This window comes from Streptomyces sp. NPDC007872 (assembly GCF_042868165.1).
Lineage (GTDB): Bacteria > Actinomycetota > Actinomycetes > Streptomycetales > Streptomycetaceae > Streptomyces.
The window spans coordinates 12,637-35,094 of the sequence record NZ_JBIAEA010000010.1; the positions used below are offsets into that span (position 1 = coordinate 12,637).

Genomic DNA, 22,458 nt, shown 5'->3' on the forward strand with positions numbered 1-22,458 from the left:
GCGAACCCACGAACCCCAGGAGGTGACGACCATGGCCACGACGCTCGCCAAGGCGGCCGAGGGCACGGCGGCGGAGCGGACGCACGCCGCCCGGATCGAGCACGTCTCGAAGTCCTTCTCCGGCCCGGCCGGTACCCAGCTCGTCCTGGACGACGTCAGCCTCGACGTCGCGCCCGGCGAGTTCGTCACCATCCTGGGGGCCTCGGGGTGCGGCAAGTCCACCCTGCTCAACCTGGTCGCGGGGCTCGACCGGCCGACCCAGGGGTCCATCGCGACCCCGGGCGGCCGGCCGGCCCTGATGTTCCAGGAGCACGCCCTCTTCCCGTGGCTGACCGCGGGCAAGAACATCGAACTGGCCCTGCGGCTGCGCGGGGTGCCCCGGGCCGAGCGACGGCCGGAGGCCGAGCGGCTGCTCGAACTCGTCCGGCTCGGCGGCGCGTACGGCAAGCGGGTGCACGAGCTGTCCGGCGGCATGCGGCAGCGGGTGGCCCTCGCCCGGGCGCTGGCCCAGGACAGCCGACTGCTTCTGATGGACGAGCCGTTCGCGGCCCTCGACGCCATCACGCGTGACGTGCTGCACGGCGAGCTCACCCGCATCTGGGAAGCCGCGAACACCAGCGGCTCCGCCGCGGGGAACCTGTCCGTCCTCTTCGTCACCCACAACGTGCGCGAGGCCGTGCGCCTCGCCCAGCGCGTGGTCCTGCTCTCCTCCCGGCCCGGCCGGGTGGCCAAGGAGTGGACCGTGGACATCCCGCAGCCGCGCCGCATCGAGGACGCGAACGTGGCCGAGCTGTCCGTCGAGATCACTGAACACCTGCGTGGGGAGATCCGCCGCCATGGCCAGCACTGACACCGTCCCGAAGGCCAAGGCGGACGACCTCGCCGGTCTGGAGGCCGGGCTCGACGCCCTGGACGCGGTCGAGATCCGCCGCACCCCGGTCCGCGAGGTCCTCGTCAAGAAGGTCCTCCCGCCCACCCTCGCCGTCGCCCTGGTCCTCGTCGTCTGGCAGGTCCTCGTCTCGGCGGGGATCACCGAGGAGACCAAGCTGCCCGCGCCGTCCGCGGTGTGGGACGGCCTGGTCGACATGTGGCTCCAGGGCACCCTCCTGGAGGTCATCTGGACCAGCGTGTCCCGCGGCCTGGCCGGCTTCCTGCTGGCCCTGGCCATCGGCACCCCGCTGGGCCTGCTCGTGGCCCGGGTGAAGTTCGTGCGCGCCGCGATCGGCCCGATCCTGTCCGGTCTGCAGTCGCTGCCCTCGGTGGCGTGGGTGCCGCCGGCCGTGCTCTGGTTCGGCCTGAACGACGCGATGATGTTCACCGTCATCCTGCTCGGCGCCGTCCCGTCCATCGCCAACGGTCTGGTCTCCGGCGTGGACCAGGTCCCGCCGCTGTTCCTGCGGGCCGGCCGCACCATGGGCGCCACCGGCCTCAAGGGCACCTGGCACGTGGTCCTGCCGGCCGCGCTGCCCGGCTACCTGGCGGGCCTGAAGCAGGGCTGGGCGTTCTCCTGGCGCTCGCTGATGGCCGCGGAGATCATCGCCTCCTCGCCCGACCTGGGCCTGGGCCTGGGCCAGCTCCTGGAGAACGGCCGCAACAACATCGACCTGCCCGGCGTGTTCCTGGCGATCCTGCTGATCCTGGTCGTCGGCATCGCGATCGACCTGCTGATCTTCAGCCCGCTGGAGCGGTGGGTGCTCCGCAGCCGCGGCCTGCTCGTGAAGTGAGCTCTGAACCACCATGAACCACCCTGTCCTCCTCGTGATCGCCCACGGCAGCCGCGACCCGCGGCACGCGGCCACCGTCCAGGCGCTGGTGCGCCGGGCCGGCGCGCTGCGGCCGGGACTGCGCGTGGAGACGGCGTTCCTGGACTTCAACCTGCCGTCGGTGACGGGGGTCCTCGACCGGCTCGCCGCCGAGGGGGCACGGGACGTGGTGGCGCTGCCGCTGCTGCTGACCCGGGCCTTCCACGCGAAGGCGGACGTGCCGGCCGTCCTGCGGCAGGCCCCCGCCTCCCTGCGGATCCGGCAGGCGGAGGTCCTGGGCCCGTCGCCGCTGCTCGTCGCGGCGGTGGAACGGCGGCTGTACGAGGCCGGGCTCGCGCCCGGCGACAAGAGCGCGACCGGGGTCGTCCTGGCCTCGGCGGGCTCCACCGACCCGGAGGCGATCGCGGTGATCGCAGAAACGGCGCGGGAGCTGCGGCGCACCGGTTGGTGCTCCGTGCGGCCCGCGTTCGCCTCCGCTGTGACTGCCGGGGGCTTCCCCCGCGCGGAGGACGCCGTACGGGCGCTGCGCGCCGAACCGGGCGTCCGGCGGGTGGCGGTCGCCCCGTACGTGATCGCGCCGGGACGCCTCCCGGACCGGATCGCCGCGGGCGCGGCGGAGGCGGACGTCCTCGCGGACGTGCTCGGCCCCTCGCCCGAGCTGGCCCGACTGCTGCTCGCCCGGTACGACGGGGCGGCGCGGGCGGCGGAGCGGGTGGAGGCGGCGGCCGTCTGAGGCGGCGCGGCCGACCGGGCGGTCAGCCCTTCGGGTTCCGGCCGCTGATCGCCAGGGCGCGGTCGAGCGGCGGGGCGTCGTCGGGGACGTCGACCGGCGTGGCGAAGCCCTCGTACTGGCGGTAGACCTCGGCGTGCTCCTCGACGACGCCGAGGACGAAGGCCGCCGTCCCCTCCGGCAGCGCGAACCCCTGGCCCGTGGAGCGGGCCAGGTCCCAGCCGTGCAGGGCGAGTTCCTTGACGATCAGGGACGCGACCACGGGGGCCGGCATCGCGGTGGACCCGAGGTCGACCTCGCCCTCCCAGGCCCCGGGCCGCTCCCAGGCGGCCAGCGCCCGGTCGAGCCGGGCCGCGTACGCCCCGGCCCAGCCGGGCTCCCCGGCGAAGTCCCGCTCGGCGGTCTCCTCGGGGAGCGGGGTCCGCAGGGCGCGGTGTTCGAGGCCGTGCGCGGAGTAGGCGACCAGGTGGTTGGCGAGCTCGCGGACGGTCCAGCCGTCACAGACGGAGGGCTCCGCGAGCTGCCCGTCGGTGACGCCCCGGGCGACCCGGCTCGCCTCGGCGGCGCAGACGGTGAGGTGGGTGTGGATGTCGTTCATGCCCCGACGCTACGGAGCGGCCCGCCACCCGGTCTTGAACTTTCGCGACACCCCGGCCTTCGCGACATCCCGATTCTCGTGACACCCCGGCTTTCGCGACACCTCCGTCTCCTCCGCCGGCGCCGCATCCGCCGCCCCCCGATGGGCCGAATGCAGCACGGGGCCACGCATCGCCCCCGTTCCCGGGTAGACCCAACCGGGACCGCTTCCGAGGTGACGTGAGGGGGGTGATGGGCGCCCATGGACGTCGGCACCGAGGTGGACGCCGGTACCGGGGCGAGCGCCGGTACCGAGATGGACGCCGGTACCGAGGTGGTCGTCGTCGGGGGCGGCGCGGCCGGGCTGTCCCTCGCGTGGCGGCTGCTCGCCCCTCCGGACGGCGTCCCCGCCCCCCGCGTCACCCTCGTCGAGGCGCCGCCGGGCCCGCTGCGGCCCCCGGAGCGCACCTGGTGCTTCTGGGAGGCCGGGCCGGGGGCGTACGACTCCTTCCTGACCGCGAGCTGGGGCGGGCTCCGGGTGCGGGGGCCCGACGGTTCCGGACCCGTGCGCTCCCTCGGGAGCCTGCGGTACAAGATGCTGCGCTCCGGGGAGTTCGAGCGGGGCCTGCGGCCCCGGCTCTCCGCGCTGCGCCGGGTCGAGGCCGTCGTCGAGGAGGTCGCCGACGGGCCGGACGGCGCCGTCGTCACCTGCCGGGCGGCCGACGGGACCGTCGCGCGGCTCCGGGCCCGCTGGGTCTTCGACTCCCGGCCGCCCGCCGCCGCGCCGCCCGCCCGCACCGCCCTGCTCCAGCACTTCCGGGGCTGGTTCGTGCGCACCGAACGCCCGGTGTTCGCACCGGACGTCGTCGAGCTGATGGACTTCCGCACGCCCCAGCCGGCGCACGGCCTCTCCTTCGGCTACGTCCTTCCCACCGGCCCGTGCGAGGCGCTCGTCGAGTACACCGAGTTCGGCCGGGCCCCGCTGACGACCGCCGCCTACGACCGGGCCCTGGCCCGGTACACCGGGGACGTGCTGGGGCTCGGCCCCTTCCGGGTGCTCGGCACCGAGCAGGGGGCCATCCCGATGAGCGACGGCCGCCACCCCCGCAGGGCCGGGCGGCACGTCTTCCGGATCGGAACGGCGGGCGGGGCCGTACGGCCCTCCACCGGGTACGCCTTCGCGGCGATCCAGCGCCAGGCGCGGGCCGTCGCGGACGCCGTGCACGGGGGCCGCCGCCCGGTGCCCCCGCCCCCGTACTCCTCCCGGGCGCTCGCGATGGACTCCGTCCTGCTGCGCGGGCTCGACACGGGGCGGATCGACGGCCCGGCCTTCTTCACCCGGCTCTTCGCGCGCGTGCCCTGCGAGCGGCTGCTCCGCTTCCTGGACGGTGCCACGGGCCCGGCCGAGGAGTTCTCCATCGGGCTGCGCACGCCCGTCCCCGCCATGCTCCGCACGGCGGCCGAAGTCCCCCTACTCCCCCGGCGCCCCCGCCCGGGACCGCACCAGGAGGCCCCCGATGACCGGCCGTGAACTCCTCTCAGCTCCGGAACGGACCCCGGACCGGGCCACGGCTCCGCGCCGCGGCCGCGACCGCCGGGCGGCCGTCCTGCCCGCGCACCCCGGGCGGGCCCGGGCGGACCGGGACGGGCCGCGCTGCGCCGTCGTCGGGGGCGGGATCGCGGGTCTCGCCGCCGCCACCCTGCTCGCGGAGCGCGGGGTCCGCGTCACCCTGTACGAGCGGGAGGCGTCGCTCGGCGGCCGGCTCGCCGGATGGCCCGTGGAGCTGGCGGACGGCTCCTCCGCGACGATGAGCCGCGGTTTCCACGCCTTCTTCCGCCAGTACTACAACCTGCGCGGCCTGCTGCGGCGGGTCGACCCGGGCCTGGAGCGGCTGCGGCCGCTGCCCGACTACCCCCTGCTGCACGGCTCGGGCCTGTACGACAGCTTCGCGCGCGTCCCCCGCACACCGCCGTGGAGCGCCGTGGGCTTCGCCGCGCTCAGTCCCTCCTTCGGCGTGCGGGACCTGGCCCGGATGAACCCCCGGGCCGCGCTGCCCCTCCTGGACGTGCGCCTGCCCGGCGTCCACGAGCGGTACGACGACGTCAGCGCGCGGGAGCTGCTCGACCGGATCCGCTTCCCGGAGAAGGCCCGGCACCTCGCGTTCGAGGTCTTCTCCCGCAGCTTCTTCGCCGACCCCGGGGAGCTGTCGGCGGCCGAACTCGCCCTGATGTTCCACATCTACTTCCTGGGCTCCTCCGAGGGGCTGCTCTTCGACGTGCCCGACGAGCCGTATCCGCAGGCCCTGTGGGAGCCCCTCGCCCGCTACCTCGAAGGCCACGGCGTCGACGTCCGTACGGGTGCCCCCGTCGACCGGGTCGAGACCGCGCCGGGCGGCGGCCACCTGGTCCACGGCCCGAGCGGTACGGAGCGCGTCGACGCGCTCGTCCTCGCGCTCGACACCGCCGGGCTCCGGGCCGTCGCGGCGGCCTCGCCGACCCTGTGCGACGAGGCCTGGCGCACCCGGATCGCGGCCCTGCGCACGGCCCCGCCGTTCCTGGTCACCCGGCTCTGGCTGGACCGCCCCGTCGCCCCGGACCGGCCCGGCTTCCTCGGGACCGGGGGCTACGGCCCGCTGGACAACATCAGCGTCCTCGACCGCTGGGAGGGCGAGGCCGCCCGCTGGGCCGGGAAGACCGGCGGCTCCGTGGTAGAGCTCCACGCCTACGCGGCGGACGCGACGGCGGGCCCGGCCCCGGTGGGGCGGGAGCTGGTCGAGCAGCTCCACCGCGTGTACCCGGAGACGGCGGGCGCGCGGATCGTCGACCGGCGCGACGAGTGGCGGGACGATTGCCCGCTCTTCGCCGTCGGGAGCCACGCGGACCGGCCCTCGGTCGACACCCCCGACCCCACCGTCACCGTCGCCGGCGACCTGGTCCGCACCGACCTGCCGGTGGCGCTGATGGAACGGGCCGCCACGACGGGCTTCCTGGCGGCCAACGCGCACCTGTGGCGCTGGGGGCTGCGGGGCCAGACGCTGTGGACGGTGCCCCGGCGGGGCCGGTCGGCCCTGCTGGGGGCGGCGGCGCGGGCGTACGGAGAGTACTGAACCGGCCGCCGTACGGGGGGGCTGAACCGGCCGTCGGTGGAGCCCGGGGCCGCCCCCGTACGGGAAGTCCCGGGCCTCACCGCCGTACCTCAGCCCGGGAACAGCCCCCGTGCCCGCAGCGACCAGCGCCGCTCGGCGTACGCCAGGTCGTCGCGCCACAGGCGGCCCGCCGCCGCCCGCATCGCCGGGCGGAGGAGGGGGGCCGCCAGGCGGGCCACGGCGAACCCCCGCCGGTCCGAACCGGCGACGACGGCCTCCACGACGGCGGTGCGCGGGCGCCGGGCGCCCGCCGGGGTCAGGGGCGTCGCGTGCGTCTCGACCACCGATCCCGCCCCCTCGCCCGCCGTGATCCGCATGACGACCGTCCGGGGCCCGGGGGCGGTGAACACGGCCCGGACGGGCACCACGACCCGCCCGGCCACCTTGAACGACACCTCCACCTCCAGCGCGTCGTCCTCCTCGGTCGGGGTCCGCAGCACCTCCAGGTCGACGAAGGAGTACGGGTGGAGCCAGGCGCCGTGCCAGGGGTCGAGCCGGTTGGCGACGACGTCCTCCGGCTCGCAGGCCCCCACGCCCGTGTAGACGGCGGCGACCGCCCCGGCCGCCGGCGGGCGTTCGGGCACGGCGGGCCGTTCCGTCGGGGTCTCGCCGCCCACTCGGTCGAGCCTGACCCAGAGCAGCGTCCCGTCGTCGTGGACGGGCCACGGCGACCAGCCCGCGAAGGGGCCGCCGTCCAGGGCGAGTCCGTGCCAGTGGCAGATCAGGGTCCCGCACCGCACGACGCTGTCCTTCAGCGGCGCCCCCAGGTGCGGGCAGGCGCCCGGGCCCGCGTGGGGCGTCCCTTCGGCGTCGCGCCAGAGGACCAGTTCCGTGCCCGCCACGGTCCGTCCGAGCGGCCGGCCGTCGCGGAGGTCGCGGCTGCCGCCGACGACGAACCAGTTGCCCGAGGGGCGGGCCCCGGCGCGGTCGAGGGCCTCGGCGATCAGGGCCGGCTTGGCCTCCCGCCACGTGGGCCGCTGCCGCTCCCAGGCGACGGCGTTCCGGCGCAGCCGCAGCGGGATCTCCGGCCTCCGCATCGCGCTCACCGCTCACCGCCTCCCGTCGTGCCCGTCGTACCCGTCGTCTCCGTCACGCGTGCCGTGCGGTCGAGCTCGGCCCCGCTCCTCGCCCACGTCCTGCGCACCTCCGTGCGCGGAACCGCCGGGACGGCGGGGGTGGTGCGGGCGCGCCCCGGCAGGGTGCGGGCGGCGAGGGCGGCCACCAGGCCGCGTCCCGCCACGGCCGCCCTGCGGCGGCGGCCGACGACCGCCCGGCGGTGCACCGCCGCGTACCCGTCCCGCTCGATGGCCGTCAGGATGTCCCGGTACAGCACGAAGGCGGTGCGGACGCAGGGCGCCGATACGGGGGCGAGCCGGGCGATGCCGGGTTCGGCCTCGCGGTAGACGCCCCGGGTCAGGGCGGCGGCGGCCCGCAGCGCGGCGGTGATCCGGGCGTCCCGGCAGCCGGTCATCCTGCTCCACGTCAGCAGGTCGGGATCGACCCCGTACGCGGCGAGGAGGTCCAGGGGGAGGTAGACGCGGCCCCGGTCGAGGTCCTCGCCCACGTCCCGGAGGAAGTTGGTGAGCTGGAAGGCCCGGCCGAGCGCCGCCGCGTACGGCTCGGCCTCCTCGCGGGGGACGACGGTCCCGAGGACGGGGACCATCTGGAGCCCGATGACGGCCGCCGAGCCGTGCATGTAGGCGTGGAGGTCGGTGTAGGTCGCGTACCGCTCGACCGTCAGGTCGCTGCGCATCGAGGTCAGGAAGTCGGTGAAGTGGCGCTCCGGGATGTGGTGGCGGGCGCGGGCGTCGGCCGCCGCCATCACCACGGGTTCGCGGACCTCCCCGCCCCGGACGGCGTGCCGCCACTGGCTCTCCAGGACGTCCAGGGCGGCGGAGCGCTCCTCCGTCGTCGCGTCGGTGCCCAGGTCGTCGACGATGTCGTCGGCGCGCCGCGCGAAGCCGTACAGGGCGTGGACGGCCGAGCGCCGGTCGACCGGCAGGAGGCGGGTGGCCAGGAAGTACGTCCTGCCGTGGCGGGCGTTCAGGCGCCGGCAGGCGGTGTACGCGGCCCGCAGGCGGGGGTCGGTGATGCCCGCCGCGTCCAGTTCCCGGGCCGTCATCGCGCGGCCCCGCTCGTGCCGGGCACCCGGGTCCGGTCCGCGCCGGGCCGCGCGGGGCGGCGGCCGGGGCTGGCGGGGCCGCCGGTGATCCGGGCCGCCGCGAGCTTCCCGGAGACCAGCACCGTGGGGACGCCGACGCCGGGGGTGGTGCCGCAGCCGGCGAGGACGGCGTTGGCCGTGCCCCGGACCAGGTTCCGGGGCCGGAAGGGGCCGGTCTGGGCGAAGGTGTGGGCGGCGGAGAAGGGGGTGCCGGCGGCGTGTCCCCGGGCCGTCCAGTCCGCCGGGGTCACCAGGGCCTCCTCCTCGATCGAGTCGCCGAAGCCTTCGAGGCCCCGGCGTTCGAGTTCGCGGACGAGCGCGTCGCGGTAGCGCGGTCCGAGGTCGCCCCAGTGGGCGGCGTCCGGCCCGGTCCGGGTGTTCGGACAGGGGGCGAGGACGTAGTGCAGGTGGCGGCCGGGCGGGGCGAGGGAGGGGTCGGTGGCCGTGGGCCGGGTGACGAGCAGCGAGGGGTCGCTCATCAGGCGCCCCCGGTCGATCAGCTCGTGGAACGTGCCCTCCCACGCCGTCCCGAAGGAGAGCGTGTGGTGGGCGAGTTCGGGCCAGGTGCGGTCCGTCCCCGCGTGGATCACGACCGCGCTCGGGGAGTGCCGCAGTCGGACGGGGCGGCGCGGCTCGCGTCCGAGGAGGCCGTAGGTGACGGGCAGGTCGGGGGTGAGGACCACCGCGTCGCAGGGGATCCGGCCGTGCTCGGTGAGGACGGCGGTGACGCGCTCGCCCCGGCGTTCGAGCGCGGTGACCGGCTCGTCGCACCGGACCGTGCCGCCCGCCCGTACCACCGCGTCCGCCATGGCCGCCGGTACGGCGTGCATCCCGCCGCGCGGGAAGTAGACCCCGGCGACCGTGTCCATGTAGGAGATCACCGCGTAGGCGGCCAGGGCCCGGGAGGGCGCCACGCCCGCGTACAGGGCCTGGAAGGAGAAGACGCGCCGCAGCCGTTCGTCCGCCAGGAAGCGGGCCACCGCCCGGTCGAGCCGGCCGAAGCCGCCGAGGGCGGCGAGCCGGGCGAGGTCGGGGTGGAGGAGCTGGGCGGGGGAGTCGAAGTTGGCGTCGATGAAGCGGCGCATCTGGACCGCGTACAGCTCCTCCAGCCAGCGGCGCAGCCGGCCGTACCCCGCCGCCTCGCGGGGGCCGGCGAAGGCGGCGACCTCCGCCTCCATGGCGTCGGCGTCCGTGTGCACGTCGAGGCGCGTGCCGTCGGCGAACAGGGCCCGGTAGGCCGGGTGGAGCGGGACGAGGTCGACCCGGGCGCGCAGGGAGTCCCCGACCGCGCGGAAGGCGTCGTCGAGGAGGTCGGGCATGGTGAGGACGGTCGGCCCGGTGTCCGCCCGGTAGCCGCCGAGGTCGAGGCGGCCGGCGCGGCCGCCCGGCAGCGGTTCGCCCTCGACGACGGTCACCCGGCGCCCGGCGCCGAGCAGGTGGAGGGCGGCGGCGAGCCCGGCGAGCCCCGCGCCCACCACGACGACGTGGTCCGTCGGTCCGGCGATCCTCTTCACCGGGCCTCCCCGATCAGGACGGGCAGGGTGGGCGGTACGGATGGTGCGGGCGGTTCCGGCGGCGCGGCGGCGCGTCCCGGTTCCAGTCCGCAGGCCGCTCCGAAGAGGGCCCCGATCCGGTCCGCGGCCTCCCGCGCGAGTCCGGCGCGCGCCACCGTCTCCGCGCCCCGGGCGCACAGCTCCTCGACCCGCCGGGCGACCCGGTCCCGGGCGCCGCAGGAGACGAGCAGGTCGAGGACGCGGTCCACGTCCTCCTCGGTCGTACGGTCTCCGCCGGTGATCCGTTCCAGGAGCCCGAGCCCGGCCCGGTCCCCCAGCTCGGCGCAGCGCTCCCCGGCGACGGCCAGGAGGTAGGTCGCCTTCCCCTCCCGGATGTCCTCGCCGACCGGCTTCCCGGTGGCCGCCGGGTCGCCGAAGGCCCCGCGCACGTCGTCGTGGAGCTGGAAGGCGAGCCCGGCGGACCGTCCCGCCTCGCGGAGCGCGCGGACCGTGTCCCCGGACGCTCCCGCGAGGGTCGCGCCCAGGGCCAGGGGGTGTCCCATCGAGTAGAGGGCCGTCTTCAGGACGGCCGTGCGCACCGCCCGTTCGGCCGAGGCGTCGCCCGTGACCTGGGCGCGCAGGTCGAGGTACTGGCCCGCGACCATCTCCGTGCGCATCACCCGCCAGACCCGGGCCGCCCGGGACGCCGACGGCAGCCCCGCGACGGACTCGGCGAAGGTGTCGTCGGCCCAGGCGAGGGCCAGGTCGCCGGCGAGGACGGCGGCGGCGCCGCCGAAGGTTCCGCAGGGCAGCGCCCGCTCCCCCGTGCCGAAGCGCGCGTCCAGTTGCACGTGCACGGCGGGGCGGCCCCGGCGCAGGGGCGAGCCGTCCATCACGTCGTCGTGGATCAGCGCGCACGTCTGGACGAGTTCGAGGGCGGCCGCGACCCCCAGGGCCGCCGGCGTCTCGGGGACCCCGCCGCCGCTGCCGCGCAGCGCCCACCACAGGAACTCGGCGCGCAGCCGCCTGCCGCCGCCCAGGGCGAAGGCGGCAACGCGGTCGGCGACGTCGGACGCGAAGTCGGGGTCGGCGTCCGCCGCGTCCGCCGTCCGTTCCCGGAGGACGGCGGCGAGGTGCTCCTCGACGGCGGCCGGTACCCCCTCGTCTACCTGAAGCGGATCGCGCACGCGCATCGGTTCACCCCTCGCTCGCCGGGCGGCATCTCTTCGTCCTCACGGGTCATTCAGTACCGCCGGCGGCATCGGATGCACCGTATCTTGGGCCGCCCGGCCCAATCACCGCCCGGCGCCGCCCGCCCGCCCGCGTGTCGGGCGACACTGCGGGCGAGACCCGATGCGGGAGACCCCACGGAGGAGCGGTCCATGACCCTGCTGTACGACGCCGACCTCGCCCACGCCTTCGACCGGGCCTCGCGGACCTACGACCGGATGACCTCCGCGAGCCCCGGCTACCACCGGCACCTGCTCCGCTCCGCCCGCCGCCTCGCCCTGCCCGACGGCGGCCGGGGGTGGTCGGTGCTCGACCTCGGCTGCGGTACGGGGGCGTCGACGCGGGCGCTGCTGCGGGCCGCGCCCGGGGCGTCCGTCACGGGCGTGGACGCGTCGGCCGGGATGCTCGACCGGGCGCGGGACAAGCCGTGGCCGCCCGGGGTCTCCTTCGTGCACGCGCCCGTGGAGGGCCTGGCGGAGGCCGGGGTGCGCGGCCCGTACGACGCGGTCTTCGCCGCCTACCTCTTCCGCAACGTGGCGGATCCCGACGGGGCGCTCGCCCGGGTCCGGGAGGTCCTGCGGCCGGGCGGGCGTCTGGTCGTCCACGAGTACGCCCTCGGCGGCCGGGCGGTCCACCGGGCGGTGTGGTCGGCGGTGACGGGCGGGTTCGTCGTGCCGTGGGGACGCCGCCACGGGGACGGGGCGCTCTACCGGCACCTGCGGCGCAGCGTCCTCGACTTCGACACCGCGCCCGCCTTCGCGGACCGGCTGCGCCGCGCGGGCTTCACGGGCGTGCGGGCGCTTCCGCAGCCGGGCTGGCAGACGGGCATCACGCACACGTTCGTCGGGGTCAGGTCCTAGGGGGTGTCTTGTCGATCGGGCCGGATCAGGGAGCGGTGTCCGGTGCCGTGCGTCGCAAGGCGGAGGAGGGAGGCAGGGCGGAGCCCTGGCGAGTGACGACAACGCGGCGAGGTGCGGTGCCGGACACCGCGAGCCCGGCATGATCGGCGAGACACCCCCTAGGGGACCGCGAGGCCGATGCCGACGGCCGTGCCCGGTCTTGTCCGCGGGCCCGCCCCGTGCCAATGTGACCGGCAGGTAACTTACCCGGCGTCAGGATCGGTGGTGCGGTCATGAGGGGCGGAACGCGTTCGTGGTGGGGATGGGGGAACGTCGAGGACGCGGTGACGGGCCGGGAGCGCGAGGAACTCACCCGCCGCACCGCCGCGTTGCTGCCGGGGGCGGACCTGACCGTCCACGAGCCCCCCGCCATCGGGTCGTTCGGCGTCGGCCGGAGCAGGGTCCGGGCGCCGCGGGCCCTGGAGCCGGTCGTCTCCGAGGACGTGCGCGACCGGCTGGCGCACAGCCACGGGCAGGCGTTCCGCGACGTGGTGCGGGCCTTGCTCGGGCGGTTGCCCCACGTGCCCGACCTCGTGGTGCGCCCGACCTCGGAGGAGCAGGTCGTCGACGTGCTGGAGTGGTGCGGGGACGCGGGCGTCGCCGTCGTCCCCTTCGGCGGCGGCTCGTCCGTGGTGGGCGGCGTCGAGCCCCGCGTGGGCGACGCGTACGCCGGGGCGGTCAGCCTGGACCTGGGCGCGATGGACCGGGTCCTGGAGGTCGACCTGACCAGCCGGGCCGCGCTCGTCCAGGCCGGGGTCTTCGGCCCGCACCTGGAGGACCAGTTGCGCCCGTGGGGCCGCACGCTCCGCTTCTTCCCCCAGTCCTTCGAGTTCTCCACCCTCGGCGGCTGGCTGGCCACCCGGGCGGGGGGCCACTTCGCGACGCGCCTGACCCACATCGACGACCTCACCGAATCGCTGCGGGTCGTCACCCCCGGCGGCGTCGTGGAGTCCCGCCGGCTCCCGGGCTCGGGCGCCGGGCCCTCCCCCGACCGGATGTTCCTCGGCTCGGAGGGGTCGCTCGGCGTCATCACCCAGGCCTGGGTCCGCCTCCAGGACCGGCCCCGGTGGCGCGCGGGCGCCTCGGTGGGGTTCGCGGACCACTACGCGGGCGTACGGGCGGTGCGCGCCCTGTCCCAGTCCGGACTCGACCCGGCCGACTGCCGCCTCCTGGACCCCGTCGAGGCCTTCGTCAACGCCGGGTCCCCCACCGCCGTCCTGGTCCTCGGCTTCGAGTCCGCCGACCACCCGGTGCACGCCTGGATGGAACGCGCGCTGGAACTGTGCCGGGACCACGGCGGCACCCTGCCCGAGCCGCCGCACTACACGGACACCGCCGACGGGCCGGCGCGCACCGGCACCGCCGACCGGTCCGCGCGCGCCGGGGCGGCCGGCGCCTGGCGCGACTCCTTCCTGCGCATGCCCTACCAGCGGGACGCCCTCGCCGCCCAGGGCATGATCGTGGAGACGTTCGAGACGGCCTGCACCTGGGACCGTTTCGACGGCCTGCGCGCGGCCGTCGACGCCGCGGCCCGGGACGCCCTGCGCCAGGTCGGCGCGGAGGGCGTGGTGACCTGCCGCTTCACCCACGTCTATCCCGACGGCCCCGCGCCGTACTTCGGGATCTACGCCACGGGCCGCTGGGGCAGCACCGTGGAGCAGTGGGACGAGATCAAGCGGGCGGTCTCCGAGGCGCTCCTCGCCCACGGCGCCACCATCACCCACCACCACGCGGTGGGCCGCGACCACCGGCCCTGGTACGACCAACAGCGCCCCGAACTGTTCGCGGCCGCCCTGCGGGCCGGCAAGGCGGTCCTGGACCCGGCCGGAATCCTGAACCCGGGAGCCGTCGTCGACCCCCTGCGCCCCGGCCCCGGTTCCTGAATCGGGGCGGACGGCCCGTCAGCCCTCCCGGGTCATCTCCACCAGTTTGAGGACCGTGTTCCAGTTGCGGGCGGTGACCACGAGCCCCGGGGAGAGGGACGGCCGGGAGACGACCTCCCCCAGCCGGGACCTGCCGAGGCCCTCGGGGACGTAGAGGTAGAGGACCCGGTCGCCGAGGGCGAAGGCCTCCGGGTGGTAGGCCTCCCGGTCGATCGCGGCGAACCGCTCGGCGTCCGGGGGGCCCGAGAAGTAGAGGGCGTGGAGCTGCTTGCCCTCCAGTTCCGCGGCGGGGAACGGGCAGGCGTCGGCGACGGCGGCGAGATAGGCGCCGTCCCGGACGAGGCAGTCCACGCGGAACCCGAACCGGTCCTCGATCGCGTCTTCGAGCGCGGTCGTGAGCTCGCCCTCGGAGGCGTCCGCGTCGGTGGTGAAGACGGCGTTCCCGCTCTGGAGGTGGGTGCGGACGTTCCGGTGGCCGAGGCCTTCCAGGAGGGAACGGAGTTCCGCCATGGGGACCTTCCGGTGCCCGCTCACGTTGATGCCGCGCAGCAGGGCCGCGTACGTCTGCGTCATGGGGTCACTGTAGGGCGCGGACACGGGCGGGCCACCGCGCCTCGTGGGGGGCGGCACGGTGGCCGGTTCGAACACTGTCCGATGGAGGGGTGCGGGAGAAGGCCCTTCACCCTACTGTGACTTTTTCAACAAGGTTTCGTAATGACGGGCTCCCCGCGAACCGTTCATTTGCGCTGATAGCGGGCGAGCACCCGGTTGCCGTCCTCGACCAGGCGTCTGCGCAGTTCGGCCTCGTCGATGGCACCGCTGTAGTACTCCTGGAAGGCCGGCGTCGCCACCTTGTCCTTCCACTCCGGGTACCCCCGCACGGACTGCGCGGGCGCGGGGAGCAGCCGCCCGGCCACGGCGGCCCCGGTCGCCCAGCCGTCCTCGGCCGTGTGCAGGGAGGGGTCCGCGAGCGCCGTCGTGCCGACCGGCAGCATCCAGTCCCCGCGCGCGAGCCGCACCATGTTCTCCGGGCGCAGGAAGAAGTCGAGGAAGGCCGCCGCCTCCTTCTTGTACGGGCTGTCCTCGGCGATCGACAGGGTCTGCGGGGAGACGCCCTGGGCGAGCCCGGCGCTCCCGGCGGGGGCGGGCAGCACGGTCCACGCGAAGCCCTCGGGCGCCTGCTGGACGATCTGCTGCCGGTAGGCGAAGCCGAGCGGGACCATGGCGTACTTGCCGGCGAAGAAGCCGGGCAGGGTGTCCGAACCCCCGCTGCCCAGCGTGGTGCGCGGGGCGGTGCGGTCCTCGACGACCTGGGCCCGGACGGTGGCGGGGACGACGGCGTCGGCCTCGGTGAAGTCGACGGTCACCCGGCCGTCCGCGCCCCGGTGGAAGAGCCGGCCGCCCGCCGAGAGGCCCAGGTTGAGGCTGACGGAGACCGGCTCCTTGAGCGGCCAGGCGACGGCGTACCGGCCGCGCCCCATGCTCCGGGTGAGGTCCCGGGCGACCTGCCGGAACTCGCTCCAGGTCCAGGGCTTCTCCGGGGTGGGCATCCGGACGCCGGAGGCCTCCAGGAGCTTCCGGTTGGCGAGGATCACCCGGGGTTCCTGGAGGAACGGCACGCCGTAGACCCCCTCGCCGAAGGTGGTGGTCTCCCAGCTCCGGGCGGGTATGCCGGCGCGCAGCCTCGCGGACAGCAGGGGGCGCAGGTCGGCGAGGTGGCCGCCGTGGGCGAAGTCGGCCAGGTCGTCGGAGGCGTCGTGGACGATGTCGGGGGCCTCGCCGCCCTCGAAGGAGGTGAGGAGCTGGTCGTGGACGGAGTCCCAGCTTCCCTGCACGTACTCGACCTGGACGCCGGGATGGGTGGCGTTCCACTCCTCCACCAGCCGCCGGTTGGCGTCGACGGACTCCTTCTGCCAGGCGAGGGACTGGAAGCGGAGCCGCACGACCCCGTCGTCGGGACGGTCGTCCCCGGCGGCGCAGCCGCTCAGGAGCAGGAGGAGGACGGCGAGGAACACGGGGAGAGACCTGAGGAACATGAGGGGATGCCCGAGGAACACGGGGAGAGGCCTGAGGAGCACGGGGAGACGCCTCATGACTTCACCGCCCCGGCCAGCGTCCCGCCGGTGATCCGTCTCTGGAGGACGGCGAAGACGACGAGGGACGGCAGGGTCGCGAGGAAGGCCGCGGCGGCGAGGGGTCCCAGGTCCGCGACGCCCTCGGCGCCGAGGAAGTGGGTGAGGACCACCGGCAGGGTCTGCTTCTCGGGGGTCTTGAGCAGGACGAGCGCGAAGAAGAACTCGTTCCAGGCGGTGACGAAGGCGAAGAGGGCCGTGGCGACGACGCCGGGGGCGAGCAGCGGGGCGGTGACCGAGACGAGGGTGCGGAGCCGGCCGGCCCCGTCGACGGCCGCCGCCTCCTCCAGTTCGGCCGGGACCGCCCGGACGTATCCGATCAGCATCCAGAGGGCGAAGGGCAGCGACCAGACCACGTAGACCAGGACGAGCCCGAACACGCTGTTGATCAGGTGCAGGTTCTTGAGGATCAGGAAGAGCGGGATGATCACCAGGACGAAGGGGAAGGCCTGGCTGATCACCACCCAGCCGGTGGCGGCGCCGGAGAGCCGTCCCCGGTGGCGGGCCGTCGCATAGGCGAGCGGGGTGGCGAGGGCCACCGCGATCAGGGCGGCGGCAGCCGCGGCGACCAGGCTGTTCGCGGCGGCCCGGAGCAGCGGCTGTTCGTCGAAGGCCTGCCGGAAGTTGTCGAGGGTGGGCTCCTCCGGGATCCAGGTCGGGTGGAGCGAGGCCAGCTCGGGCGCGGGCTTGAAGGCGGTGGAGACCAGCCAGAGGAAGGGGAGGGCGAGGAAGGCCAGGTAGGCGAGGAGGGCGAGGTACTGGCCCGCCCTGGCCGCCCTGCCGGTCCGGAAGGCGCTCACCGGTCCTGGTCCCCTTTCAGTCGGCGCACGAGGGAGAGGGCGACGAGCACGGAGACGGCGGCGACCATCACGCAGCCCATCGCGGCGGCGTAGCCGAACTGGCCGTAGCGGAAGGCCTCTTCGTAGGCGAAGAGCATGGGGAGCCGGGTCCGGCCGCCCGGCCCGCCGCTGGTCAGCACGTACACCAGGGCGAAGGAGTTGAAGTTCCAGATGAGGTTGAGGGCGGTGATGGCGAGGGCCACCGGCCGCAGCGCGGGCCAGGTGACGGTGCGGAAGCGGCGCCAGGCCCCGGCGCCGTCGAGGGCGGCGGCCTCGTGGAGTTCGCGCGGGGTGTTCTGGAGTCCGGCGAGCAGGGCGACGGTGGTCTGGGGCATGCCGGCCCAGACGCCGACGACGATGACGGCCGGGAGGGCGGTGGCGAGCCCGGAGAGCCAGTCGTGGCCCTGGCCGAGCCCGAGGTCCCGGAGGGTCTCGTTGAGGATGCCGGCGTCCGGGTTGTAGACGAGCCGCCACATGATGCCGACGACGACCTCGGGCATGGCCCAGGGGACGATGGCGAGCGCCCGGGCCAGCCAGCGGAACCGGAGCTTCTGGTCGAGGAGGAGGGCGAGGCCGAGGGCGAGCAGGAACTGGGGGACGGTGACCCCGACGGCCCAGACCAGGCCGATGCGGAACGACTCCCAGAAGAGGCCGTCGTGCAGCAGGTCCTGGAAGTTGAGGGTGCCGACCCAGCGGGTGGGCTGCGTGCGGCCGGACTGGGCGTCGGTGAAGGCGAGGACGACGCCGTAGAGGAGCGGGCCGACGCTGAGGACGAGGATCGGCAGGAGCGCCGGGAGCACCAGGAACCAGGCGCCGAAGTCGGGCCCGCGCGGCCGCGCCCCGGAGGCGGCGCGCGGCGCGCGCGCTCGGTCCGGCCGCTTCGTGACAGTCGTCGACCCCATGGTCCCTCCCCCTTCCATCCGCTCTTCCCTCCATTTCCCCGGCTCGCCCGGAACCGTCCGCTCCGGTCCGTCCGTTCCAGACCGTCCGCTCCGGCTTGTCCGTTCCAGACCTGCCGCTCCGGTCCGTCGGTCTACCCCTGCCCGCTGCCGTCGCCGCGCGAACCCCGGGGGAACCCGGAGGGGACCCCGAACGAACCCCGCCGCGCCGCCGGGGCGATCTCCGGGGCGGGCCGGCCGGATGCGAGACTTCGACGCGAACGCACAGGTGAGGGAGAGGTCGATGGACGAGGCGCGGGCACGGGAGGTCCTGGACGGGGCGGGGCTGCCGGCCGGGGAGGCCGAGCTCCTCGCGCTCGGCGAGAACGCGGTCTTCGCCGCGGGCGACCTGGTGGTGAAGGTCGGCCGGGACGCCGAGCTGCTCGGGCGGGCGGAGCGCGAGCTGGCGCTCGCCGCCTGGCTCGCGGAGGCCGGTGTCCCGGCCGTGCGGGCGGCGGAGGAGGAGCCCCGGCTCGTGGCGGGCCACCCGGTCACCCTCTGGCACCGGCTGCCCGCGGCGGTCCGGCCGCCCGAGCCCCGGGACCTCGCCCCGCTGCTGCGGCGGGTCCACGCCCTGCCGGAGCCGGAGGGCTTCGCGCTCCCCCGCCGCGAGCTGCTCGGCGGCGTCGAGCGGTGGCTGCGGCTCGCGGGGGACGCGATCGACCCGGCGGACGCGGCCTTCCTGCGCGAGCGGCGCGACTCCTTCGCCCCGGCGGCGGCCGCCCTGACCCCGCGTCTGGCGCCGGGCCCGATCCACGGGGACGCCCTGCCCCGGAACGTCCACGTCGGTCCCGACGGCCCGGTCCTGGTCGACCTGGAGACCTTCTCCTCGGACCTGCGCGAGCACGACCTCGTCGTCCTGGCGCTCTCCCGCGACCGGTACGGCCTCGACCCGGCCGCGTACGACGCCTTCACCGGGGCGTACGGCTGGGACGTCCGGGAGTGGGAGGGGTGCGCGGTGCTGCGCGGGGCGCGGGAGACCGCGAGCTGCGCGTGGGTGGCCCAGCACGCGCCGACGAACCCGAAGGCCCTGGCCGAGTTCGAGCGCCGGGTGGCCTCGCTGCGGGACGGCGACCCCGAGGTGCGCTGGTACCCGTTCTGAGGCGCGCCCGTTCTCAAACATGCGCTCGGGGACACGCCCGCTCCGGGCCCCACCCGCTCCGCAGCCCACCCGCCCTGACGGCCCGTCCGCTCTGCCATCATGATCCCGTCGAACCGGTCTTCGGGAACGGGGTGTTGTGATGCGGGTGGAGCTGTCGGACGTCACGCTGGACGTCGAGGTGAGCGGTGAGGGGCCGGTCGTCCTGCTGGTGCACGGCTTCCCCGACAGCCATCACCTGTGGCGCCACCAGGTCCCGGCCCTGACCTCGGCGGGCTTCCGGTGCGTGGCCCCCACGCTGCGGGGCTTCGGCGCGTCGGACCGGCCCGAGGGCGGTCCGGAGGCGTACCACCCGGCGAAGCACGTCGGCGATCTGCTCGAACTCCTCGCCCGACTGGACGTCGACCGGTTCCACCTGGTCGGCCACGACTGGGGCTCGGGCGTGGCCCAGGGTCTCGCCCACGCGGTGACGGACCGGGTGCGGAGCCTGAGCCTGCTGTCGGTGGGCCACCTGACGGCGAACCTGGAGGCGGGCTGGGAGCAGCGGCAGCGCTCCTGGTACATGCTGCTGTTCCAGCTCGCCGGGGTGGCCGAGGACTGGCTCGCGCGGAACGACTTCGCCCAGCTCCGCGAGATGCTGGCCGAGCACCCGGACGCGGAGTCCGTGATCGAGCCGCTGCGCGCGCCGGGGGCGCTGACGGCCGCCCTGAACGTCTACCGGGCGGGGCTGCCGCCGGAGGTCCTGTTCGGCGCGGACCGGTCGGCGCCGCCGCTCCCGGAGGCCGTTCCGGTGATGGGCGTCTGGTCGACGGGCGACCGCTTCCTGACCGAGCGCTCGATGTCCCGTACGGGCGAGCACGTCGCCGGGAGCTGGCGCTACGAGCGGGTCGAGGAGGCGGGTCACTGGCTCCAGCTCGACCGGCCGGAGAAGATCAACGAGCTGCTGCTCTCCTTCCTGAAGGAGAACTGACCGCGGGGCCCCGGCCCGGAGGGGGCTGGTGCGTCGGTACGGCCGCGTCGCGCAGGGGCCACGCCGTGTCGACGACCGCCTCCGCGTTCCCCTTGCGGCGCAGGAAGGCCTGGAAGTCCTCGGCCCAGGCGCGGTACCAGTCGATCTGGCGCGCGTGGAGCTCGGCCGGGTCGAGGTCGGCCACCCGGCGGTGCCGCTCGGCTATCGCGACGGCGACCCGGACGGCGGCGAGCGCGTCGGCCGCGGCCTCGTGGGCGGATTCGAGGACGACGCCGTACTCGCCGCAGACCGCCTCCAGGGTCCGCTTGCCGCGCCGGTAGCGGTCGACGGCGCGGTCGATGGTGTACGGGTCGACGACCGGGCCGATCCCGGTCCCGCCGAGCCTCTCCTCCATCGGGGCCAGCCCGTGGCGGCGCAGCTCGGCGGCGAGGAGGGTGAGGTCGAAGGAGGCGTTGTACGCCACGACCGGGACGCCGTCCTCCCAGTACTCCGCGAGGGCCTTCGCGATCTCGTCGGCCACCTCGCGCACCGGCCGGCCCTCGGCCGTCGCGCGCTCGGTGGTGATGCCGTGGATCGCGGCGGCCTGGTCCGGGATGTCGACCCCGGGGTCGGCGAGCCAGTCGCGCCGTCGTGCGACGTCTCCCCCGCCGTCGACCTCCACGATCGAGGCCGTCACGATGCGGGCCTCCAGCGGATCGGTGCCGGTCGTCTCCAGATCGAAGCCGACCAGCGTCTCGCCGTGCCAAGCCATCGGGTCCTCCTTACGTGATCTCCCCCGTGGTACGACCACCCTCGCACGCGACACTGACAACCGCCCCGGGTCCCCCTCTCCCGGGGCTCAGGAGACGGGCCGGGAGTCGAGCCAGACCGATTCGAACTCCTCGCGGTACGTCTCGAACAGTCCGTGCTCCCCGTCGCCGGCCGGCCGGCCGTGGCGGACCACGTTCCGGCCGCCGCCGCGCAGCACCAGGACCGGGGCCTCCATGCCCCGGGCGCGGCGCAGGTAGGACTGGACGACGCCGACGCCGTCGGGGCCGTCGCCGTCCACCAGGTAGGCGGTGAAGCGGGGGGTCTCGTCGAAGACGTGGATCTGGAAGGCGCCCGGGTCGCGGAGCTTGGAGCGGACCCGGCGCATGTGCAGGATGTTCATCTCGACCGAGCGGCTCAGTTCGCCCTTCTTGAGGCCGAGTTCCCGCTCGCGCCGCTTGACGGCGCTGCTGGCGGGGTTGAGGAAGAGGAGCCGGGTCCGGCAGCCGGACTCGGCCAGGCGCACCATGCGGCGCCCGGAGAAGTTCTGCACGAGCAGGTTCAGGCCTATGCCGGTGGCGTCGAGGCGGCGGGCGCCGCCGAAGAGGTCCTCGGCGGGCAGTTGCCGCTGGAGCCGGACCCGGTCGGGGTGGACCTGCACCACGTCCGCGTACCGGTCGCCGACGAGGTCCTCGACGGCGTCCACGGGCAGCCGGTCGGCGGACGGGACCCCGGCCCCGCTGCCGAGGATCTCCAGGATGCGGGCGGAGGCGCGTTCGGACTGGGCGAGGACGGTCAGCGAGAGGGCGCGGTTGCGGGAGACCACGTTGCGCGTGACCTCCAGCTCGTCGAGGGCGAGCTCGACCTCGCGCCGGTCGTCGAAGTAGGGCTCGAAGCAGGGCCAGTGCTGCACCATCAGCTCGCGGAGCTGCGGGAGGGTGAGGAAGCTCAGCACGTTGTCGTCGGCCGGGTCGAGGAGGTAGCCCTTGCGCCGCGAGACCTCGCGCACGGCGACCGCGCGCTGCACCCACTCCTGGCCGGCCGGTCCGGCGGCGGCGACCACCCACTCCTCGCCGTGGACCGGTTCGTAGATGGGCCGCAGGACGGCGGCGACGACGGCCCGCAGGCGCTGTTCGACGAGATTCAGCCAGATGTAGGCGCGGCCGGCGCGCTGGGCCCGGGTGCGGACCTCGCTCCAGGCCTCGGCGTCCCAGTCGAGCTCGGCCCCTATCTCGACCGGCCTGGTCACGGCGACCGTACCGGGCGGCGCACCGGCCCCCGAGGGCGCGCCCGCGCCCGGCGGCACGCCGGCCCCCGGGGGTGCGGCCGCTCCGGGCGGCGCCTCGGCGGGGCCGCCCGGGCCCCCGTCCCGACCCGCGTCCCCTGGGGGCAGCTCCAGACCTCCCGAGCTCACCCGCGCACCGCCTTCTGCTCCTGGACACTCGTTTCGACCGCTCCGGCAACGATCAAGGAAGGGTACTCCGGGAGCGGGAGGCGGTGCAGCAGGATCGGCAGGCTCCTTCCTCAACTGCCCAGCCGGAAGCGCCTGTTCCGCGGGGCGAGATCGGGTGGAGTGAGCGGATTCATAGCGGTTGCGCCCCCGGGTGCCGGCGGAGGCCCGCGGGCGCCCCGGCACCGGTCGGAGGCACCCGCCCGGGGCGGTGCGGCGGAACCCGATGTTGACCCCGGAGGCGGTCCGTCCGGAGTCTCCCGGGTTGTCCGTTCCCCCGGGTGGCGGGATGTCATTTCGTACACATTTCCTCCCCGTCCCCCGCACGGTCGGGGGTCACCCGGCAGGACCGGGCGAAGTCCTGGGAACTCGCGCCTCTTTCGGGCAGGATCTGGCCGAAGA

General features: G+C 75.5%; 20 protein-coding genes. 9 read left to right on the forward strand and 11 right to left on the reverse strand.

The window, feature by feature from the left end; genetic code table 11:
• The first annotated feature begins 31 nt into the window (after positions 1–31).
• The 3 genes from ACFYNX_RS28850 to ACFYNX_RS28860 are packed head-to-tail and all read left to right on the forward strand — an operon-like array spanning position 32 to position 2,496.
• Complete coding sequence (locus tag ACFYNX_RS28850; RefSeq protein WP_365541600.1) at positions 32–850, forward strand: ABC transporter ATP-binding protein; 819 nt, start codon at positions 32–34, stop codon at positions 848–850.
• Positions 837–1,724, forward strand: coding sequence for an ABC transporter permease (locus ACFYNX_RS28855; RefSeq protein WP_388665519.1), 888 nt, complete (start codon positions 837–839; stop codon positions 1,722–1,724). The genes ACFYNX_RS28850 and ACFYNX_RS28855 overlap by 14 nt, the downstream gene beginning before the upstream one ends.
• A gap of 13 nt (positions 1,725–1,737) precedes the next feature.
• Positions 1,738–2,496, forward strand: a complete 759-nt coding sequence (locus ACFYNX_RS28860; protein WP_388665521.1) for a sirohydrochlorin chelatase — start codon at positions 1,738–1,740, stop codon at positions 2,494–2,496.
• Positions 2,497–2,518: 22 nt separating this feature from the next.
• Here ACFYNX_RS28860 and ACFYNX_RS28865 read toward each other — a convergent pair whose 3' ends face one another.
• A complete protein-coding gene (locus tag ACFYNX_RS28865) occupies positions 2,519–3,091 on the reverse strand; it encodes a TIGR03086 family metal-binding protein (protein ID WP_388665523.1) in 573 nt (190 codons plus the stop codon).
• A 294-nt stretch (positions 3,092–3,385) separates the two neighbouring features.
• On the opposite strand from ACFYNX_RS28865, the gene ACFYNX_RS28870 reads away from it, so the two are divergent.
• Both ACFYNX_RS28870 and ACFYNX_RS28875 read left to right on the forward strand, forming a co-directional pair.
• Entirely contained in the window at positions 3,386–4,600 is a 1,215-nt protein-coding gene (locus ACFYNX_RS28870) for a lycopene cyclase family protein (protein ID WP_388665834.1), read from the forward strand.
• Positions 4,587–6,176 (forward strand): FAD-dependent oxidoreductase, encoded by a 1,590-nt coding sequence (locus tag ACFYNX_RS28875; RefSeq protein WP_388665525.1) that lies wholly within the window; start codon positions 4,587–4,589, stop codon positions 6,174–6,176. The genes ACFYNX_RS28870 and ACFYNX_RS28875 overlap by 14 nt, the downstream gene beginning before the upstream one ends.
• Positions 6,177–6,265: 89 nt before the next feature.
• On the opposite strand, the gene ACFYNX_RS28880 is transcribed toward ACFYNX_RS28875, so the two are convergent.
• From ACFYNX_RS28880 to ACFYNX_RS28895, 4 genes are read right to left on the reverse strand one after another with little or no spacing between them, the layout of a single operon-like run.
• Positions 6,266–7,252: a DUF5914 domain-containing protein gene (locus ACFYNX_RS28880; RefSeq protein WP_388665836.1), complete on the reverse strand. Its 987-nt coding sequence runs from the start codon at positions 7,250–7,252 to the stop codon at positions 6,266–6,268.
• A 5-nt stretch (positions 7,253–7,257) separates the two neighbouring features.
• Positions 7,258–8,337 (reverse strand): phytoene/squalene synthase family protein, encoded by a 1,080-nt coding sequence (locus ACFYNX_RS28885; RefSeq protein ID WP_388665527.1) that lies wholly within the window; start codon positions 8,335–8,337, stop codon positions 7,258–7,260.
• A complete protein-coding gene (gene crtI, locus ACFYNX_RS28890; RefSeq protein ID WP_388665529.1) occupies positions 8,334–9,890 on the reverse strand; it encodes a phytoene desaturase family protein in 1,557 nt (518 codons plus the stop codon). Before crtI ends, ACFYNX_RS28885 begins: the two co-directional genes overlap by 4 nt.
• Entirely contained in the window at positions 9,887–11,062 is a 1,176-nt protein-coding gene (locus ACFYNX_RS28895) for a polyprenyl synthetase family protein (protein WP_388665531.1), read from the reverse strand. Before ACFYNX_RS28895 ends, crtI begins: the two co-directional genes overlap by 4 nt.
• A gap of 189 nt (positions 11,063–11,251) precedes the next feature.
• Here ACFYNX_RS28895 and ACFYNX_RS28900 point away from each other — a divergent pair, with 189 nt between their 5' ends.
• Positions 11,252–11,959 carry a methyltransferase domain-containing protein gene (locus ACFYNX_RS28900; RefSeq protein WP_365541612.1) on the forward strand — a complete coding sequence of 236 codons (708 nt, stop codon included), beginning with the start codon at positions 11,252–11,254 and terminating at the stop codon, positions 11,957–11,959.
• Positions 11,960–12,231: 272 nt separating this feature from the next.
• Positions 12,232–13,881, forward strand: coding sequence for an FAD-binding oxidoreductase (locus ACFYNX_RS28905; RefSeq protein ID WP_388665533.1), 1,650 nt, complete (start codon positions 12,232–12,234; stop codon positions 13,879–13,881).
• Positions 13,882–13,899: 18 nt separating this feature from the next.
• Here ACFYNX_RS28905 and ACFYNX_RS28910 read toward each other — a convergent pair whose 3' ends face one another.
• The 4 genes from ACFYNX_RS28910 to ACFYNX_RS28925 form a co-directional block, all read right to left on the reverse strand.
• Positions 13,900–14,454, reverse strand: coding sequence for a DUF1697 domain-containing protein (locus tag ACFYNX_RS28910; protein WP_365541616.1), 555 nt, complete (start codon positions 14,452–14,454; stop codon positions 13,900–13,902).
• A 164-nt stretch (positions 14,455–14,618) separates the two neighbouring features.
• The gene (locus ACFYNX_RS28915; RefSeq protein ID WP_388665536.1) at positions 14,619–15,917 is read right to left on the reverse strand and encodes an ABC transporter substrate-binding protein; all 1,299 of its coding nucleotides are present in this window, start codon (positions 15,915–15,917) and stop codon (positions 14,619–14,621) included.
• A gap of 53 nt (positions 15,918–15,970) precedes the next feature.
• The gene (locus ACFYNX_RS28920; RefSeq protein WP_365541620.1) at positions 15,971–16,813 is read right to left on the reverse strand and encodes a carbohydrate ABC transporter permease; all 843 of its coding nucleotides are present in this window, start codon (positions 16,811–16,813) and stop codon (positions 15,971–15,973) included.
• Positions 16,810–17,754: a carbohydrate ABC transporter permease gene (locus ACFYNX_RS28925; protein WP_388665539.1), complete on the reverse strand. Its 945-nt coding sequence runs from the start codon at positions 17,752–17,754 to the stop codon at positions 16,810–16,812. The genes ACFYNX_RS28920 and ACFYNX_RS28925 overlap by 4 nt, the downstream gene beginning before the upstream one ends.
• 280 nt (positions 17,755–18,034) lie before the next feature.
• Here ACFYNX_RS28925 and ACFYNX_RS28930 point away from each other — a divergent pair, with 280 nt between their 5' ends.
• Together ACFYNX_RS28930 and ACFYNX_RS28935 are read left to right on the forward strand one after the other, a co-directional pair.
• Positions 18,035–18,892: a phosphotransferase gene (locus ACFYNX_RS28930; RefSeq protein ID WP_388665541.1), complete on the forward strand. Its 858-nt coding sequence runs from the start codon at positions 18,035–18,037 to the stop codon at positions 18,890–18,892.
• A 139-nt stretch (positions 18,893–19,031) separates the two neighbouring features.
• On the forward strand, positions 19,032–19,859 hold the full coding sequence (locus tag ACFYNX_RS28935; protein ID WP_365541626.1) for an alpha/beta fold hydrolase: 828 nt from the start codon (positions 19,032–19,034) through the stop codon (positions 19,857–19,859).
• Here the strand turns inward: ACFYNX_RS28935 and ACFYNX_RS28940 are convergent.
• Both ACFYNX_RS28940 and ACFYNX_RS28945 read right to left on the reverse strand, forming a co-directional pair.
• A complete protein-coding gene (locus ACFYNX_RS28940; protein ID WP_388665543.1) occupies positions 19,822–20,610 on the reverse strand; it encodes a 3'-5' exonuclease in 789 nt (262 codons plus the stop codon). The genes ACFYNX_RS28935 and ACFYNX_RS28940 overlap by 38 nt on opposite strands.
• A gap of 87 nt (positions 20,611–20,697) precedes the next feature.
• Positions 20,698–21,912 (reverse strand): SAV2148 family HEPN domain-containing protein, encoded by a 1,215-nt coding sequence (locus ACFYNX_RS28945; RefSeq protein WP_388665838.1) that lies wholly within the window; start codon positions 21,910–21,912, stop codon positions 20,698–20,700.
• Between the last annotated feature and the right edge of the window lie 546 nt (positions 21,913–22,458).

Bases quoted from the DNA above. Each gene is read 5' to 3' on its own strand.
- ACFYNX_RS28885 (WP_388665527.1), bottom strand. From the start codon at position 8,337: ATGACGGCCCGGGAACTGGACGCGGCGGGCATCACCGACCCCCGCCTG.
- ACFYNX_RS28865 (WP_388665523.1), bottom strand. From the start codon at position 3,091: ATGAACGACATCCACACCCACCTCACCGTCTGCGCCGCCGAGGCGAGC.
- ACFYNX_RS28930 (WP_388665541.1), top strand. From the start codon at position 18,035: ATGGACGAGGCGCGGGCACGGGAGGTCCTGGACGGGGCGGGGCTGCCG.
- ACFYNX_RS28900 (WP_365541612.1), top strand. From the start codon at position 11,252: ATGACCCTGCTGTACGACGCCGACCTCGCCCACGCCTTCGACCGGGCC.
- ACFYNX_RS28850 (WP_365541600.1), top strand. From the start codon at position 32: ATGGCCACGACGCTCGCCAAGGCGGCCGAGGGCACGGCGGCGGAGCGG.
- ACFYNX_RS28855 (WP_388665519.1), top strand. From the start codon at position 837: ATGGCCAGCACTGACACCGTCCCGAAGGCCAAGGCGGACGACCTCGCC.
- ACFYNX_RS28860 (WP_388665521.1), top strand. From the start codon at position 1,738: ATGAACCACCCTGTCCTCCTCGTGATCGCCCACGGCAGCCGCGACCCG.
- ACFYNX_RS28925 (WP_388665539.1), bottom strand. From the start codon at position 17,754: ATGGGGTCGACGACTGTCACGAAGCGGCCGGACCGAGCGCGCGCGCCG.
- ACFYNX_RS28935 (WP_365541626.1), top strand. From the start codon at position 19,032: ATGCGGGTGGAGCTGTCGGACGTCACGCTGGACGTCGAGGTGAGCGGT.
- ACFYNX_RS28875 (WP_388665525.1), top strand. From the start codon at position 4,587: ATGACCGGCCGTGAACTCCTCTCAGCTCCGGAACGGACCCCGGACCGG.
- ACFYNX_RS28905 (WP_388665533.1), top strand. From the start codon at position 12,232: ATGAGGGGCGGAACGCGTTCGTGGTGGGGATGGGGGAACGTCGAGGAC.
- ACFYNX_RS28940 (WP_388665543.1), bottom strand. From the start codon at position 20,610: ATGGCTTGGCACGGCGAGACGCTGGTCGGCTTCGATCTGGAGACGACC.
- ACFYNX_RS28870 (WP_388665834.1), top strand. From the start codon at position 3,386: ATGGACGCCGGTACCGAGGTGGTCGTCGTCGGGGGCGGCGCGGCCGGG.
- ACFYNX_RS28915 (WP_388665536.1), bottom strand. From the start codon at position 15,917: ATGTTCCTCAGGTCTCTCCCCGTGTTCCTCGCCGTCCTCCTCCTGCTC.
- ACFYNX_RS28880 (WP_388665836.1), bottom strand. From the start codon at position 7,252: ATGCGGAGGCCGGAGATCCCGCTGCGGCTGCGCCGGAACGCCGTCGCC.
- ACFYNX_RS28910 (WP_365541616.1), bottom strand. From the start codon at position 14,454: ATGACGCAGACGTACGCGGCCCTGCTGCGCGGCATCAACGTGAGCGGG.
- ACFYNX_RS28895 (WP_388665531.1), bottom strand. From the start codon at position 11,062: ATGCGCGTGCGCGATCCGCTTCAGGTAGACGAGGGGGTACCGGCCGCC.